The sequence below is a fragment of the Streptosporangium sp. NPDC001559 genome (assembly GCF_042893955.1).
Lineage (GTDB): Bacteria > Actinomycetota > Actinomycetes > Streptosporangiales > Streptosporangiaceae > Streptosporangium.
The window spans coordinates 1-14,540 of the sequence record NZ_JBIAVG010000027.1 but is presented as its reverse complement, the minus strand read 5'-3'; the positions used below and the strand labels follow the sequence as shown (position 1 = coordinate 14,540).

15 protein-coding genes are annotated in these 14,540 nt (G+C 72.2%); 5 read left to right on the top strand and 10 right to left on the bottom strand.

Translation table 11 applies throughout. The features are described 5' to 3' along the window. Positions 1-191 precede the first annotated feature (191 nt). The gene (locus tag ACFYY8_RS39380) at positions 192-782 is read right to left on the bottom strand and encodes a hypothetical protein (RefSeq protein WP_390050201.1); all 591 of its coding nucleotides are present in this window, start codon (positions 780-782) and stop codon (positions 192-194) included. Positions 783-920: 138 nt separating this feature from the next. Here ACFYY8_RS39380 and ACFYY8_RS39375 point away from each other — a divergent pair, with 138 nt between their 5' ends. After that, positions 921-1,664 carry an SAM-dependent methyltransferase gene (locus ACFYY8_RS39375; RefSeq protein WP_390050199.1) on the top strand — a complete coding sequence of 248 codons (744 nt, stop codon included), beginning with the start codon at positions 921-923 and terminating at the stop codon, positions 1,662-1,664. A 162-nt stretch (positions 1,665-1,826) separates the two neighbouring features. On the opposite strand, the gene ACFYY8_RS39370 is transcribed toward ACFYY8_RS39375, so the two are convergent. From ACFYY8_RS39370 to ACFYY8_RS39350, 5 genes are all read right to left on the bottom strand, one after another. Next, the gene (locus tag ACFYY8_RS39370; RefSeq protein WP_390050197.1) at positions 1,827-2,681 is read right to left on the bottom strand and encodes a trypsin-like serine peptidase; all 855 of its coding nucleotides are present in this window, start codon (positions 2,679-2,681) and stop codon (positions 1,827-1,829) included. A gap of 32 nt (positions 2,682-2,713) precedes the next feature. After that, complete coding sequence (locus ACFYY8_RS39365) at positions 2,714-4,198, bottom strand: alpha/beta fold hydrolase (RefSeq protein WP_390050195.1); 1,485 nt, start codon at positions 4,196-4,198, stop codon at positions 2,714-2,716. Between the two features lie 192 nt (positions 4,199-4,390). Next, positions 4,391-5,251, bottom strand: coding sequence for an aminoglycoside phosphotransferase family protein (locus ACFYY8_RS39360; protein ID WP_390050193.1), 861 nt, complete (start codon positions 5,249-5,251; stop codon positions 4,391-4,393). Between the two features lie 37 nt (positions 5,252-5,288). Then, complete coding sequence (locus tag ACFYY8_RS39355) at positions 5,289-6,878, bottom strand: multicopper oxidase family protein (protein ID WP_390050191.1); 1,590 nt, start codon at positions 6,876-6,878, stop codon at positions 5,289-5,291. Further along, positions 6,871-7,284 (bottom strand): hypothetical protein, encoded by a 414-nt coding sequence (locus ACFYY8_RS39350; RefSeq protein ID WP_390050189.1) that lies wholly within the window; start codon positions 7,282-7,284, stop codon positions 6,871-6,873. Before ACFYY8_RS39350 ends, ACFYY8_RS39355 begins: the two co-directional genes overlap by 8 nt. Before the next feature lie 107 nt (positions 7,285-7,391). On the opposite strand from ACFYY8_RS39350, the gene ACFYY8_RS39345 reads away from it, so the two are divergent. Beyond that, positions 7,392-8,270, top strand: a complete 879-nt coding sequence (locus ACFYY8_RS39345; RefSeq protein WP_390050296.1) for a LysR substrate-binding domain-containing protein — start codon at positions 7,392-7,394, stop codon at positions 8,268-8,270. On the opposite strand, the gene ACFYY8_RS39340 is transcribed toward ACFYY8_RS39345, so the two are convergent. Continuing rightward, positions 8,245-8,868 (bottom strand): SRPBCC family protein, encoded by a 624-nt coding sequence (locus ACFYY8_RS39340; protein WP_390050187.1) that lies wholly within the window; start codon positions 8,866-8,868, stop codon positions 8,245-8,247. The genes ACFYY8_RS39345 and ACFYY8_RS39340 overlap by 26 nt on opposite strands. 144 nt (positions 8,869-9,012) lie before the next feature. On the opposite strand from ACFYY8_RS39340, the gene ACFYY8_RS39335 reads away from it, so the two are divergent. Further along, entirely contained in the window at positions 9,013-9,660 is a 648-nt protein-coding gene (locus ACFYY8_RS39335) for a TetR/AcrR family transcriptional regulator (RefSeq protein WP_390050184.1), read from the top strand. Here the strand turns inward: ACFYY8_RS39335 and ACFYY8_RS39330 are convergent. Further along, a complete protein-coding gene (locus tag ACFYY8_RS39330) occupies positions 9,626-10,957 on the bottom strand; it encodes an MFS transporter (protein ID WP_390050182.1) in 1,332 nt (443 codons plus the stop codon). The two genes, ACFYY8_RS39335 and ACFYY8_RS39330, sit on opposite strands and share 35 nt — an antisense overlap. A 57-nt stretch (positions 10,958-11,014) precedes the next feature. Here ACFYY8_RS39330 and ACFYY8_RS39325 point away from each other — a divergent pair, with 57 nt between their 5' ends. Then, positions 11,015-11,941 carry a LysR family transcriptional regulator gene (locus tag ACFYY8_RS39325; protein WP_390050180.1) on the top strand — a complete coding sequence of 309 codons (927 nt, stop codon included), beginning with the start codon at positions 11,015-11,017 and terminating at the stop codon, positions 11,939-11,941. On the opposite strand, the gene ACFYY8_RS39320 is transcribed toward ACFYY8_RS39325, so the two are convergent. Beyond that, positions 11,919-12,758, bottom strand: coding sequence for a pentapeptide repeat-containing protein (locus tag ACFYY8_RS39320; protein WP_390050178.1), 840 nt, complete (start codon positions 12,756-12,758; stop codon positions 11,919-11,921). The genes ACFYY8_RS39325 and ACFYY8_RS39320 overlap by 23 nt on opposite strands. An 87-nt stretch (positions 12,759-12,845) precedes the next feature. Further along, entirely contained in the window at positions 12,846-14,018 is a 1,173-nt protein-coding gene (locus tag ACFYY8_RS39315) for a serine hydrolase domain-containing protein (RefSeq protein ID WP_390050176.1), read from the bottom strand. A gap of 186 nt (positions 14,019-14,204) precedes the next feature. On the opposite strand from ACFYY8_RS39315, the gene ACFYY8_RS39310 reads away from it, so the two are divergent. After that, positions 14,205-14,336, top strand: a complete 132-nt coding sequence (locus ACFYY8_RS39310; RefSeq protein ID WP_390050174.1) for a hypothetical protein — start codon at positions 14,205-14,207, stop codon at positions 14,334-14,336. Positions 14,337-14,540: the final 204 nt, after the last annotated feature.

The following is a 14,540-nucleotide window of genomic DNA, read 5'->3' as shown; positions in this document are numbered from 1 at the left end:
CCGACCTGGGTGACGGGCGGAGGCTCGGAGGCGGGAACGCGGGCGTCGGCCGGCGGCAAGGGCAGGCCGCGCCGGCGAAGCCCACGCCGGCCAGGTCGCGGACGGTGCTGTGGGCGCCGTCGGCGCCGATGACGTACGGCCTCCCGTTCGCCGCCGTCCTCAAGACTCAGGCGAACCTTCCGGTCACCGCGCTAGGGAAGGCGGATGCCGGCGATGATCTTTTTGAGGTCGGGGACGAGCGGTGTGCTGGCCATCACGGTGACGACGGCTCCCTCTCGTTCGATCCAGCCGACGTACCGTCCGTCGCCGAGTGCGCCGTCGCCTGGCTTCGTCAGTGCCCGGTGGCCGCCGATCGTCGTGGTTTTCACGTCTCCGGTGAAGGTTCCGTAGGTTACGGGGAGGCGCTTCAGGTCTGTGAGTCTCCTGGCGTTCGGCCAGCAGAGCACGCGTACCCACAGGCTTCGCTGTTTGGGGTCGGCGTTGGCCCGGTCGTCTCCCCACTGGTAGCCGTATTCGGTGACGCCGTTGTGCTTGCCGGCCACCACTCCGCCGTAGGTGAAGCCCTTGGGGATGTAGCCGACGTGCACGCCCTTGATGGCGGTTGCGCCTCTCGCGGGCTTGTCGATCTTGGAGTCGTGGGAGCGTTTGATCTCCGCCTTGCTCGGGATGGGGCAGGCGGTGGCGTTCCCCGTGGCGGCGTGCGCGGAGGGGCCGGTGAGCAGCGTCGCGGCGGAGGTCGCGGACAGGGCGGCGATCGTGAGCGCCTTCGTGATTGTGTTCACGTACGGATTGGATGCGGCGGGCGGGCCGGAGGTTCGCGGTCTTCCGAAGTGTTTCGAGTGTCGCTTCCAGCCGCCGCCCTCCGGGGTCGGGCCGGAAATGTGTGGTCTCAGCTGTGGGAGATGGGACAGATTGGTGCCATGGAACGTCAGCTCATCAGTCATCTCGCTCATCGTGACCACCCCATCGCCGCGCCGGTCTCCGGCGCTCAGGTGACCCGGCTGCTGCGCCGGGCCCGGTTGCCCGAGGGGGCGAGGATCTTGGATCTCGGCTGCGGTGAGGCGGCTTGGACGTTGCGTGCGCTCGCGCTCTACGAGGACGCGACCGCCGACGGTGTCGACATCTCCGCTGACGCGCTCAAGGCGGCCGAGGGGCACGCCGAGGTCCAGGGTGTCTGGGAGCGTGTCCGGCTGCACGAGAGGCCGGCCGCGGACTTCCCGGTGGCCGAGCGGTACGACCTGGTGATCTGCGTCGGGGCGACGCACGCGTTCGGGGGCCTCGGCCCGACCGTTGAACGTGTTCGGCGCTATCTGCGGCCGAACGGGCTGGCGCTTGTCGGCGAGGGGTTCTGGGAGTGCGCGCCGACGCCGGAGGCGCTCGCCCGGCTGGGTGCGGGGCCGTCGGAGTATTTCGATCTGCCGGGTACGGTCGCCGCCGCCGAGTCCGCTGGGTTCGACACGGTTTATGCGTACACCAGCGACCTGTCGGAATGGGATGACTACGAGTGGTCCTGGACGGGGACGTTGCTGCGCTGGGCCAATGAGAACCCCGGCCCGGACGCCGAAGCGGTCCGGGCGGCCGCCCTGGAGCATCGCGCCATGTGGCTGCACGGCTACCGGGGGGTTCTGGGCTTCGTCACTCTCCTGCTTCAGCGAACAGGCTGACCGCCGGCCGGGCTCGCCCGGGTTCTTTCCGGCGCCGCCGTCGTCTTCGAGTGCTTCGGGCGCCGCGGCCCTTGGTCGTCCGGCCGGCCAAGGGCCGCGGCAGGGCCGCGGCGTGGGTCGCCCGTGGTCGCTCCGTGGCCCGCCAGGTGGGGTCGGTGCCCGTCAGGCGGCCGGAGCCGTGTGGGGATCCGCGTATCGCGTGTCCGGCTTGGGCAGCGGGCAGCCGGGGCGTTCCAGGTCGAGTTCGTTGCCCGCGGTCACGCAGGCGGCGAGCTGGTAGGTCTGGGTTCCGTAGGAGGCGCCCTTGCGCACGCTGATGGCGCCGTCGCGGTTCATCTCGCACGGGTTGTCCAGCGTGCAGCGGCGGCCGTCGCGGTTGCTGGTGTTGTTGATGCCGATGACCTTGCCGCTTCTGGCGTCGACGATCGGGGATCCGGAGGTGCCGGGGCCGGTGTCGCACCGCGGTGTGTAACGGATGACGTCCTTGGTCATGTAGCCCACCTCCAGTACCCGGTAGACCAGAGCGTCGATTTCGCACGAGAAGATCTTCTTCGTGCCTGCGGAGATCACCCGGATGTCCGTGCCCGGTGTGGGACGGTCCGTCGACATCGTGAGGGGCCGGAGGCGGTGATCGCGTTCCAGCTGCCGGTAGGTCGTGTCCAGCCGGTACAGCGCGATGTCGGTGCCGGTCATGGTCACGTAGACGGCCCTGGCCGCGTGCAGGGTGACCGCCGGTTCGCCTTCGCGGTTGAGCAGGTCGATCAGGAGATGGGACGGCTGGTCCACCAGGACCTCGTCCGGTACCGGCCACGCGCCCTCGTAGCAGTGCCCGTTGGTCAGGACGAGGGCTTTGTCGTCGGCCGTGGTGACCGGGGTCCGCACCAGTGATCCCGAGCAGCCGCCCGCGACGGCGGAGCCCGTGAAGTCCGCGGCCGCCGCCTGGGCGGGGAGTGCCGGCAGGGTGAGGCTGAGGAGGATGGCGCTCAGTGTCGCGCCGATTCGCCGAAACGTGCGCATCGCATGTCCGTTCGTGGGAGGGGCCGCGGTCATCACGCGCCGGGACAGGTGCCCGCGGCGGTGCGGCCGGTACGGAAGAAGTCGATCACCTTCGAGGCGCAGGGCAGCCGGCGCAGTGAGGCGTGCGCGCCGTCCTGGACGGTCAGCAGTGTTCCGCCGACGGCCTTCCACGCGTCCACCGCCCACGCGTACGGTGTGACGTCCTCGTCGATGTGGCCGGACAGTTGCAGCGGGCTGGTTCCCCTGACGGGTTTCCACGGGCGCGCGGGCCATGGCCACTGCCCGCACCAGCCGCTGCGTTCGAAGTAGCCGCCGGTTGCGGGGAAGGTGGTTTTCCTGGCCTGCGCGGCCGCCCACATCTGTTCGAAGTCGCGGCCGCCGACGCCCTCGTTGCAGAAGATCGCCTGGTACTGGATGAGGTTCAGGCCCAGGGGGGTGTCGTCGAAACCGAACGTCTTCGAGGATGCCGGGGCGGGAGACGCGGACAGCGGGACGCCGCCTTCACGGACGGTGGCCAGGTCTCTGGTGGAGGAGACCCAGCTTCCCGGTCCTCCTCCGAGGAGCTGGCTGACCCATTCACCGTTGATCACGGTGTTTTTATCTATTTTGCGTGGCTTGCGGTGGAGTTTGTCGCGAAGCGTGAATATGGTCTTGCGGACCATGGCGTCGGTTGTCCCGAAGCGGTACTCGGTGTCATGCCGAGCCAGCCATGGGACGAACGCGGTGAAGCGTCTCTCGTTGAGCGCGTCCGTCGAGGCGTCCATGGCGGCCAGGTCGATGACGGGTGGCATCACCGAGTCCACCCACATCGCGTTCACCCTGTTGTCGAACAGCGACCGGTAGTTCAGGCCCACCGCGGTGCCGAAGGACACCCCATAGAAGTTGATCTTCGATTCGCCGAGGGCCGCGCGGATCGCGTCGACGTCGCGCGCTATGTTCGTGGTGGTCAGCTGCCGGACGAAGTCGGGGTCCTTGGCGGCGCACAGCTTGTTGTACGCGGCGTCCTGGTCGAATGTGGCCTTCGCCTCCTCCTTGGGGGACATGCCGGGCGTGGCGGGCGGCGGATCCCCCCAGTCGCATTTGATCTTGTCGCTGTAGCCGACGCCTCTGGGGTCGAACCCGATCAGGTCATGGTCGACGGCCAGCGTGCCGAGCCTGCTGGTGGCGTACGTCGCCGGTGCGTCGATGTTGGTGACGCCGGGGCCGCCGGGGCTGATGACCAGCACACCGCGGCGTTTGCCCGGGTCGGTTGCCGTGACCCTGCTCACGGCGATCTTGATCTTCCGGCCCTGCGGATTCGCGTAGTCCATGGGAACCGTCAGCGTGGAGCACTCGGTCCTGGTGTCGCCGGCGACGGGCCAGTTCTTGGCCGTCTGGGCGCACTTCCGCCAGGCGAGAGGTTCCTCGTCGGCGTGGGCACCGGCCGCGCCGACGGTTCCGAGGCTCGCCAGGCCGGTCAGGCACGCGATCGCCACGGGTGTCAGGCGTCTGCCCGGTAGTGCACGGATGCTGAACACGGTCGAACCTTTCGACGGTCCTGCCCGCGCCTCCGAACGCGCGGGGCACGCCTTCGGGCGCACGCCGCCCACCCTGAGGGGCGAAGATCTCCACACCGCAGCGGCCTCGTATCGGTGACCGCGCGGCCGTGTATCGGCCGTGTATCCGCGCAGGGCGTCGTCCCCGCCGTGAGCCGGTGAGGTTCGATTTCCCTAGGTGAGAGTCACCTGGCGGAGGACGTGGTCGCCGACGGCGGCCATGCCGGGGTCGTCGGCGGAGTGGGCGGCCAGGGCGGTGCCCATGACGAGGGCCCAGCCCCGTGCGCGTTCCCAGGTCGTCTCGTCGGCGTCCACGCCTGACCGGAAGATCTCGCGTGCGTCCTCGTCGAACACCAGCCACGCGGCGGCGAGGTCGGTGGCGGGGTCACCGCCGGTGAGGTCGCCGAAGTCCAGGACGGCGGCCAGGCCGTCCCCGCCGATGAGGAGGTTTCCCGGGTGCGGGTCGCCGTGGAGCCAGAGCGCGGGCCCCCGCCAGGGCGGCAGGGCGGCCAGTCTCTCCCACAGGGAAAGCAGCCCGGCCGATCGGGGGATGGACGACAGGCGTTGCCGTACCGCCTGGTCGCGGGCGGCGAGCGGGACACCCCGGACGGGGTTGCGCGGCGCGTCGGGCGGTGCGGGCCGGCGCAGGCCCGTCATGAAGTCGGCCAGCGGGACGGCGAGGCAGGAGCGGCCGGACGGCGGCACGTCGGCGGCCGGGCGGCCCTCGAACCAGGGCGCGATCGTCCACGGCCACGGGTAGCCCTCACCGGGCACGCCGGTCCTGACGGGTACGGGCAGCGGGACCTCGACGTGACCGGCCAGGACCGGCAGCCGGCGTTGCTCGTTGACGATGAGACCGGCGGCGGCCCGGCGGCGCGGCAGCCGTACGGACAGGTCCTCTCCGAGGCGGTAGACGACGTTGTCCCAGCCGTTGGCGACGAGGGTGAGCGGGCCCTCCAGGTCCGGGTGCTGCAGGCGGATCAGGCGGGCGACCAGGTCGTCGTCGATGTCGGCCTCGGCCGCGGGGGTGTTCACCTCGCAACGATAGACACGCCCGCGGCCTGTGCGCGGGTCAGACGATCTCGAGGTTGGCCATCATCGCCATGTCCTCGTGTTCGGCGTTGTGGCAGTGGAAGAGGTAGCGGCCCCGGTAGCCGTCGAAGCGGGTGATGATCTCCACCGCCTCGCCGGGGCGCAGGGAGACGGTGTCCTTCAGGCCCGCGTCGTGGGGCAGCGGCGGGCGGCCGTTGCGTGAGAGCACCCGGAAGCCGACCAGGTGCAGGTGGACGGGGTGGTGGACGTCGGCGATCAGCCGCCAGATCTCGACGTCGCCGAGGCGGACGGTGACGTCGGAGCGGGCGGGGTCGAAGGGGAGGCCGCCGATGAGCCATCCGTGTCCGCCGTGCGTCCGCCCGGCGCGGAAGGAGAACTCGCGGGTCACGGCGGCGTCCGCGGGGCGCCAGGCCGGCAGGTCGGTGGACAGGACCGGGGGGACGCGGCTGTCGTCGGTCGTGGCGCGGGTGATGTGGAAGGCCATGACGTCGCGGGTGCGGCCGGTGCCGAGGCGGTTGAGAAGTTTGACGCGGCTGCCGACCGGAAGGCCGGTGAAGTCGACGACGACGTCGTAGCGTTCGGCCGGGGCGACGGGAAGGGCGTGGTGGGTGACGGGGGCGGCGAGCAGTCCCTGGTCGGCGCCGATCTGGACGAGGGGGAGGCGGCGTCCGGTGTCGGTGACGGCTTCGAGTTCGTAGTGGCGGGCGTTGGAGGCGTTCAGGACGCGCAGGCGGTGGCGGGCGGTGTCGGTTTCGTGGACGGGCCAGGGGGCGCCGTTGACGAGGATGACGTCGCCGAGCACTCCGGCGAGATAGGGGTCCCGCACGCCGGGCCGCAGGCGGAGGGTGGGATCGAGGGAGGGGTAGGTGAGGGTGCCGTCGGCGGAGAACGCGCGGTCGGTGATCATGAGGGGGAGTTCGCGGGCTCCGGAGGGCAGGCCGAGGTCGTCCTCGGCGTCGTCGCGGATGATGTGCAGTCCGGCGAGGCCGCGCCAGATGGCCGGAGCGGTGAAGTCCATGCGGTGGTCGTGGTACCACAGGAGGGTGGAGCGCTGGTCGAGGGGGAAGGTGTAGTCCCGGCTCAGCCTGGTGACGGCCGCCCTCGGGTCGTGCATGGTGGGGGCGCCCGCGTCGTGCGCGGCGTGCGCGGTCTGCGGCCAGTGCGCCGGTAGGACGAGGTCGGTGGGGTATCCGTCGGACTCCGGGGCGGTCCGCCCGCCGTGGAGGTGGACGACGGTCGGTACGGGCAGGGTGTTGTGGTGGGTCACGGTGACGGGGCGGCCGCGGCGTGACTCGATGGTGGGGCCGGGGAAGGTGCCCTCGTAGGTCCACAGCGGGGTTCTGACGCCGGGGAGGATCTCCGCGGTCGTCTCGCGCTGGGTGATCTCGTAGTGGTCGGCGCCGCCGGAGGTGCCTGCCGGGGCCAGCGTGGCGGGGACGGGCAGGGGCACCTGGAAGGGCGGCGGCAGCGGCAGGGCGCTGCGCAGTTCGGTGCCGGTGACGGCGGGGCGGCGGGCGAGGACGGCCGAGGTCGTCAGTCCGGCGGCGGCGGTGAGGCCGAGGGTCCCGCCGATGCCGAGGAGCCGCCGCCGGGTGATGTCGTCAGGCACGGCGGGCGGTCCGCGGCCGGGGGCCGGTGAGGGGGCGCAGCCACAGGGCGACGAACAGGACGGTGAGCGCGGTGACGGTGATGACCCCCAGGGGGATGTGGAGCCACAGCGCGCCGTCGAGCCCGGCGAGGTACTGGACGGTCTCTGCGGCGACCACCGCTGCGGTGGCGAGGAAGGGCCAGGCTCGGCGCAGCCGTATCCAGGCCGTGAGCGCGGCGATCGTCTGCAGGTAGCCGATGGAGGTGACGACGTCGGCGCCGACGGCGTGCAGGTGGAGGCTGTCGTAGTCGCCGGTGAGGTAGGTTCCGGCGAACACCGGCTGGCCGATGATCGCCACGGTGTGCGCGCCGGCGAGGGCGCGCAGTGCCCACCCCGTGGGGGTCGTCCGAGGCACGGTTTCGGTCATGGGGTTTTTCTCGTTCTGTTCGCGGATGTCGTGGCGCCCCCGACGCTATGGGCTCCGAGTTATCCTGTCCAAGATCAATATTGCTATGGTGTTATGCCTTGGGAGGCATGGTGGAGCTGAACGCGCTCAGGCAGTTCCTGGTGGTGGCGCGGCTTGAGCACCTGAGCCGGGCGGCCGAGGAGCTCCGCGTCGCCCAGCCGTCGCTGAGCCGGACGATCGCCCGGCTGGAGGGCGAGCTGGGCACGCCGTTGTTCGATCGCAGCGGCAGGCTCCGGCTGAACGACGCGGGCAGGCTTTTCCGTGGTTACGCCGAGCGTTGCCTGGGAGAGCTGGAGGCGGGCAGGCGGGCGGTGGCCGAGGCGGCCGGTGAGGGTCTGGGCGCCGTACGGCTGGCGTCGGAGACGTTCCTGACCCTCACCGGTCCGCTGGCGGCCTACAAGCGGGCCCACCCTCGCGTCGAGACCGAGCTTCGCTGGATGCCGGCCGAGGACATGGGGCGTCACCTGCGGGCCCGCGAGGTCGACCTGTGCGTGGCCTCGCAGCCGATCCACGCCGACGGGCTGGAGTCGGCCCGGCTGCTGGAGGAGGAGGTCGGGCTGGCGGTGCCGTCCGATCACCGGCTGGCGGGGCGCGCCTCGGTCGGGGTCGAGGAGCTCGCCGGGGAGTCCTTCGTGGCCGCTCGCGGGGGGCACTGGCAGCGGCGGCTGCTGGAGCGGCTTTTCACGGCCAGGGGGCTCACGCCGAGGGTGGTCTGTGAGGCGGACGAGTCCGGTGCGATCGCGGATCTGATCGGCGCGGGGCTCGGTGTGGGGCTCGTCCCGGCTTTCGCGCGGCGGGCCGCGTGGAGTGTGCCTCTGGTGTGGGTCCCGGTCGACAGTCCCGACTGCCGCCGCACGCTGACGTTGTTCTGGGCGGCCGACGGTCATCTGTCGGGCGCGGCGCGCCTGATGCGTTCCGCGATCACCAGATGGGACTGGACGGGGTGACCCGGTGGTTCTCCGCGGCGGTCTTCAGGTCGCGCAGCCAGGCTTCGAGGCCCGCGCCGAGGATCGCGGTCGAGGTGGGGACGTCGGCTTCGACCTGGGGGCCGGTCCAGGTCTCCTCGGTGTGGACGCGGACGCCGCCCTTGACCCTGGTGAAGGTCCACAGGTGGGTGCCGCGGTCGATGCGCACGCCGTCGCCGACGGCGGGCCCGCTCCACAGGACGCAGGTGTCGCGCTGGAGCCGCCGGACGGTGGAGGTGATGCGCAGGACGGTGGCCGGGGTCGTGGCGGTGGCGGGGGCCGGGGTGGTCCACCGGAAGCGCGAGCCCGCGCGCAGGGGGCCGGGGTCGAGGCGTTCGGCGGTGAGGACGGGGGCCTGCCAGCCGGGCCAGCGTTCCACGTCGGTCTGGAGGGCGAAGACGCTGCTCAGGGGCGCCTTGATGAGGATGTCCGCCTGGTAGCGGATGCGGGCGGCGGGGTCGAGGCCCTCTCCCCGGCAGTGGGGGGCGTGGCGGGGCTGGGCAGCTGCGGCGGGGGCGCCGCCCGCCAGCAGTGCGGTGACGGTGAGCGGGACGGCGAGGACGGCGAGAGCGCGGGACATGGGTTCCTCCGAACCGGCTAGAAGCATGTGCTTTCGTTAGAAGTTATAACCAAGCTGTGAGGAGGGTGTCAACGGGATTCGTGATACCTTCTAACTATCCCTTGATGGTGTAGCCCTGTCGGTGGGGGCGGAAAGGCGGAGGCCTTGGCGGAGACGGACGCGAGGAGCCCCAGGGAGCGCTACCGCGCCCAGGTGCGCGCGGAGATCAAGGAGTGCGCGTGGGAGCAGATCGCCACGGCGGGGGCCTCCGCGCTCTCGCTCAACGCCATCGCCAAACGGATGGGCATGAGCGGGCCGGCCCTCTACCGCTACTACGCCGGCCGTGACGAGCTGATCACCGAGCTCGTCGGTGACGCCTACCGGAGCCTGGCCGACGCCCTGCGCCCGCTCTCCGAGACGGGGGCCGGGCTGGAGGCGCTGGCGCACGCCGTCCGCGGCTGGGCGCTCGCCGACCCCCAGCGTTACCTGCTCATCTACGGCACCCCCGTGCCCGGCTATCACGCGCCCGTCGACATCACGGTCATCTCATCGGAGATCATGGGAATGCTGCTCGACGCCTGCGCGGAGCCCGTGCCGGACGGCCCGGAGACGCCGTTCGAGGAGCACCTGGCCGACCACCGCGGATGGGCGGGCGCCCACCCCGCCCCGCCCGCCGTCCTGCACCGGGCCCTGGTCCTGTGGACCCGGCTGCACGGCGTCCTGTCCCTGGAGCTGGCCGGGCACTTCGCGGGGATGGGGTTCGATCCGGGCCTGCTCTTCACGGCCGAAGTGGACCGCCTGCTGGGGCGCTGAGCGCGCGCGTGCCCGTCCTGAGCCAGCCGACCACGGGCGCCGCGCCCACCGCGACGCACAATGCCACGATCACCAGGCCCGCCCGCAGGCCCGAGGTGGCCAGCGCGGTGCCCATGACCGCCACGCCCACGGCGCTGCCGAGTTCACGTGCCGCGCTGTTGAGCCCGGAGCCGAGCCCGGCCCGCCCGGCGGGCAGTCCGGCCATGATCTGGGTGGACAGCGCGGGCAGGGCCAGCCCCATGCCCGCGCCCACCAGGACCAGCCCGGCGGCGTAGAGGGGGTAGGGCAGGGTCGTCGCCCACGCCAGCCACCCCAGCCCGGCCACCACGGACGCCAGGCCGCCGGCCACCGCGGGCAGCGTCGGCGCCCGCCGCCCGGACAACGCGACCATGGGGATCACGAGGGGCAGGATGGCCAGGCCCGTCACCATCGGCGAGAGACCACGCTCCTCCTGCAGGAAGCGGGCGTTGACGAAGAACAGGGCGAAGAGCCCGAAGAACAGCACGCTCACGCCGAGGGCTCCGGCGCGCAGCTCACGCCGGGCGAAGAGCCGGGGGTCCAGCAGCGGGCGGGGGGCCCGCAGCTGGTGCAGGACGAATCCCGTGAGCACGACGGCGGCGGTCGCGAAGGCGCCCAGGACGACGGCGGACGTCCAGCCCGTCTCCGGGCCCTCGATGATGGCGAAGACCAGGGCCAGGCAGCCCAGGACGAGCAGGCCGGTGCCCACCGGGTCGACGGCGGCCGCACGGCGGGGCTGACGCGGGACGAGCAGGCCGGTGACCCCGGCCAGCAGCAGCGCGAGCAGGGCGGGGACGGCGAAGAGGGCCTGCCAGGGCAGGTATTGGATGATCAGCCCGCCGCCGACGTTGCCGACGACCCCGGCGGCGCCGCTCGCGGCGCTCCAGAGCCCGACGGCGTGGGCCCGCCGCTCCGGCGGGTGGGCGGCCACGGTGATGGACAGCGAGGCGGGCATGATCATGGCGGCGCCCGCTCCGCTGAGCGCGCGGGCGGCGATCAGGGCGCCGGTGTGCGGGGCGAGGGCGGCGGCCAGGCTCCCGGCGGCGAAGACGGCCAGGCCCGCCAGCAGCACGCCCTTGCCGCCGAGACGGTCCCCGGCCGCCCCCATCGGGATCAGTAAGCAGGCGAAGACCAGGACGTAGGCGTCGACGATCCAGACGAGCTGACTCTCGGTGGGGTGCAGGGCGCCGGTCAGGGCGGGCAGGGCGAGATTCACCGCGGCGACGAGGGAGACCACGAGGACCGACGCGGCGCACATCACGATGGAGGTTCGATTCACGAGGCCACGGTAAAAAGGCCCACACCTAACCTCAAATGCATATTTATCATGAGATATATGCGCCAAACGCAACCGAGTCTGGACCTTCTCATCGCCCTGGACGCCCTGCTTGAGGAGTGCAGCGTCTCCGGGGCCGCCCTGCGGCTGGGACTGTCCGAACCGGCCATGAGCCGCGCCCTGGGCCGGATCCGCCAGGCGATGGACGACCCCGTCCTGGTCAGGTCCGGTCAGCGGATGGTTCCCACGCCGCGCGCGCTGGCCGTGCAGGCCGAGGTGCGCGGCCTCGTCGAGGGGGCACGGCGGGTGTTCACACCCGCCGTGTTCGAACCGGCCACCCTCAGGCGCGACTTCGTCGTACTGCTGTCGGACGCGGTGGCCACCACCGTCTGCGCCCCGCTGCTGACCCGCGTCGGCGCCGCCGCGCCGGGGATCCGGCTGCGGTTCGTCCCGGAGGGGCACGGCGACCAGCGGGCGCTGCGCGAGGGGACGGCCGACCTGGAGATCGCGGTGATCTCCGACCCCTCACCGGAGACGCGTGTCGAGCCGCTGATCGACGACCACGGGGTGGGCGTCGTACGGCCGGGCCACCGGCTGCTCGGCTCCCCGGTGACCCTTGAGCGGTTCGCCGCCGCCGAGCACGTCGTCTCCTCCCGCCGGGGCCGTACGGCGGGGCCCATCGACGTGGCGCTGGCCGAGCGGGGGCTGCGGCGGCGGATCGTCGGGTCGGTGCCGACGTTCACCGCCGTCCTGCTGGCCGTACGCGGGTCCGACCTGGTCGGCATGGCGCCCGCCCGCATGTCGGCGCCCATGATCGACGTCCTGGGGCTGGCCACCTTCCCGATTCCGCTCGACCTGCCGGAGATGGCCGTCTCGCAGGCCTGGCACCGGCGTCACGACGCCGATCCGGCGCACGCCTGGCTGCGCGGGCAGGTACGGGCGCTGTTTCCCCCGGGGGAGGGCCTCACCAGTGGGCGGGACGGGTGAGGGAGGCGGGGACGCCGGTGGCCGCGTCGCCCTTGGCGGCGTCGAGCTGGGCCTGGGTGAGGAAGATGCTCCCGGCGAGGTCGGCGCCGCGCAGGTCGGCGCCGCGGGTGTCGGCCCCGGTGAGGTCGGCCATGGTCAGGTTCGCGCCGCGCAGGTCGGCGCCGATGAGGTAGGCGCCGCGCAGGTTGGCGCCCCTGAGGTCGGCCCCTTTGAGTTTCGCGCCGACGAGGTCGGCGCCCCTGCGGTCCCTGCGGGGGCCGGGGACGTTGGCGCGGGCGAGCTCACTGGCCCGCTGCAGGAGGGGGTTGACCTGCGCGCGCCGCGCCATGACGTCGGTCCGCGCGAGGACCTCCGGAGACTCCCGGGTGAGCGCCTCCAGGGCGGCCCGCGCCTCGGTGAGCGCGTCGCGGACGGGGGCGGTGCCGGGGAGCGCGAGGGCCTGCGTCAGGTACCACAGCAGTTCGTGCAGGTCGCGCATGACGGGGAAGACCTCGAACATCTGCCTGGCCGTACCGGGGGAGGAACGCCAGTCACGCCCGCCGAAGGTCACCTGGGAGACCCGCTGCCCGGCGCCGAAGCAGTCGTAGACGGTGCAGCCCGCGAAACCCCGCTGGCGCAGGGAGGAGTGGATGCCGCAGCGGAAGTCGGCGCCGAGGTTGGAGCAGGGCTGGTGCGCGGGCTTGTCGACGGCGAAGTCGGAGGAGGCGGAGAAGGCCGGGACGGTGCAGCACAGGGCGAAACAGTTCGCGCAGTCGGCACGCAGGTCACGCGGGCCGGTCGCGGCCGGAGGGCTGGGATGTGCGTGGTTGCCGGACAACGTGCTGTGTTCTCCCCTGTGAGATGTCGCCTCAGGGCACCTTAGCCGACCCGGCGAATGGCCCGGCCCGGGACCGGGCCGGGCCGCTCAACGGCCCGAGGCGGGATCGGCGGGGGAGTTCACGGCGGCGTGCAGGGCGTCGAGCAGCCGCAGCGGACGCGGGTCGGGGCTGGGCGACGACCGGAGCCGGTTGGTGGCGTAGGAGAACCCGACGCGTTCGGTCGGCCAGGCGGCGTGGCGCGAACCTCCCATGCCCGCGTGCCCGAAGGCGTCCGGTGCCGGGCCGAAGATCGCCGACGCGGTCTGCAGCTCGAAGCCGGTCCCGTAGGCCATGGGGCCGTTCCAGAGGGGCTCGATGCCGTGCCTGAGCAGCCTGCGGCCGTTCTCGAGGGTGGTCTCCTTCAGGACGCGGATCCCGTCCAGTTCGCCGCCGCGCGCCATGCAGGCGTAGAAGCGGGCGAGGGAACGGGCGGTGCCGTGGGCGCCCGCCCCGGGCAGCTCGGCGGCGCGGAAGTCGGCGCTGTTCCACAGGGCGGGGGCGTCGGGAACGGAGATGGGGTTGCGGGCCAGGTCGCGCAGCGGGTCTCCGGTCGGGGGCGCGTCGGGGTCGGCGAAGACGAAGCCGGGGGCGACGTGCGTGGTGGCCACCCGGTGGTGGTGCTCGCGGGGCACGCCGATCCAGACGTCGAGGTCCAGGGGCCGGGCGAACTCCTCGGCGAAGAAGGTGCCCGCGCTGCGGCCGTCGACGCGGCGGATGAGTTCGGCGGCGAGCCAGCCGTAGGTCAGGGGGTGGTAGGTGAAGGCCGCACGGGGATCGGTGAGCGGTTCCTGGGCGGCCAGCAGGGAGGCCATGAAGACCGGGTCCAGGAACTGGCCGGTGGTGAAGCTCTCCCGGACGCCGGGGAGCCTGGCCTGGTGCGACATGATCTGGGTGACCGTGATGGCGGACTTGCCCGCGGCGGCGAACTCGGGCCAGTAGCGGGCGGCGGGGGCGTCGAGGTCGAGCCGTCCACGCTCGGCCAGCAGGAGCACGCAGGCGGCGATGAGCCCCTTGGCGCCGGAGAACACCAGCTGCAGGGTGTCGCGCCGCCAGGGGGCGCCGCTGTCCGGGTCGGCGCTGCCGCCCCACAGATCGGCGACGAGCCGACCGTCGCGGTAGGCGGCGAACGCGGCGCCCACCTCGGCGGAGCCGGTGAAGTTACGGGTGAAGGCCTCGGCGACGCCTTCGTAGCCGGGGGCCGTGAAGCCGTTGGCGTGCATGGGTGCGCTCGCTTTCCTGGGCGTGTGCCGGTGGAGTCTCCCGCCCAGGCAGCACGCATAGATTGCGGTGATCAGTGCATTTTGCCCGTTATGTTATTGGATCGGCTGATCCGGCCGCGTGAGGCCTTGGAGCTCCTAACAGAATGCTTTGGTCTCTCGCTGAGTGACGGCGGGAGGGGGAGCGGCTTGGCGCGGCTGAAGCCGTGGGAGGTCGGCGACGAGCTGTGGGCGGTCATCGAGCCGCTGTCGCCCGAACACCAATGGCGGCCCGCCGGCCAGGGCGAAAGCGGCTGGATGACCGCCTGGCCGCGATCCTGACCGGCGGCGACCGAGGGCGACGTCACCCGGCTCGTCCTGCTGTTGCAGGCCGTGCCGGTGGATTGGAACGACCCGGGCGGGCCGACGATCGACCTGGCCGTGGGCAGGGTCAAGGCCACCGACCCCGCGGCCAGGATCGGCTCTCTGCTGCTGCATCCCGGCGGCCCCGGTTCCTCCGGGGTCGGCTACGCGCTTTCCCTGAAC

Excerpts from the sequence above, each read along its gene's own strand:
- ACFYY8_RS39315 (WP_390050176.1), bottom strand. The coding sequence starts at position 14,018 with ATGCACGCCAACGGCTTCACGGCCCCCGGCTACGAAGGCGTCGCCGAG.
- ACFYY8_RS39350 (WP_390050189.1), bottom strand. The coding sequence starts at position 7,284 with ATGACCGAAACCGTGCCTCGGACGACCCCCACGGGGTGGGCACTGCGC.
- ACFYY8_RS39345 (WP_390050296.1), top strand. The coding sequence starts at position 7,392 with ATGGTGGAGCTGAACGCGCTCAGGCAGTTCCTGGTGGTGGCGCGGCTT.
- ACFYY8_RS39375 (WP_390050199.1), top strand. The coding sequence starts at position 921 with ATGGAACGTCAGCTCATCAGTCATCTCGCTCATCGTGACCACCCCATC.
- ACFYY8_RS39340 (WP_390050187.1), bottom strand. The coding sequence starts at position 8,868 with ATGTCCCGCGCTCTCGCCGTCCTCGCCGTCCCGCTCACCGTCACCGCA.
- ACFYY8_RS39325 (WP_390050180.1), top strand. The coding sequence starts at position 11,015 with ATGCGCCAAACGCAACCGAGTCTGGACCTTCTCATCGCCCTGGACGCC.
- ACFYY8_RS39370 (WP_390050197.1), bottom strand. The coding sequence starts at position 2,681 with ATGCGCACGTTTCGGCGAATCGGCGCGACACTGAGCGCCATCCTCCTC.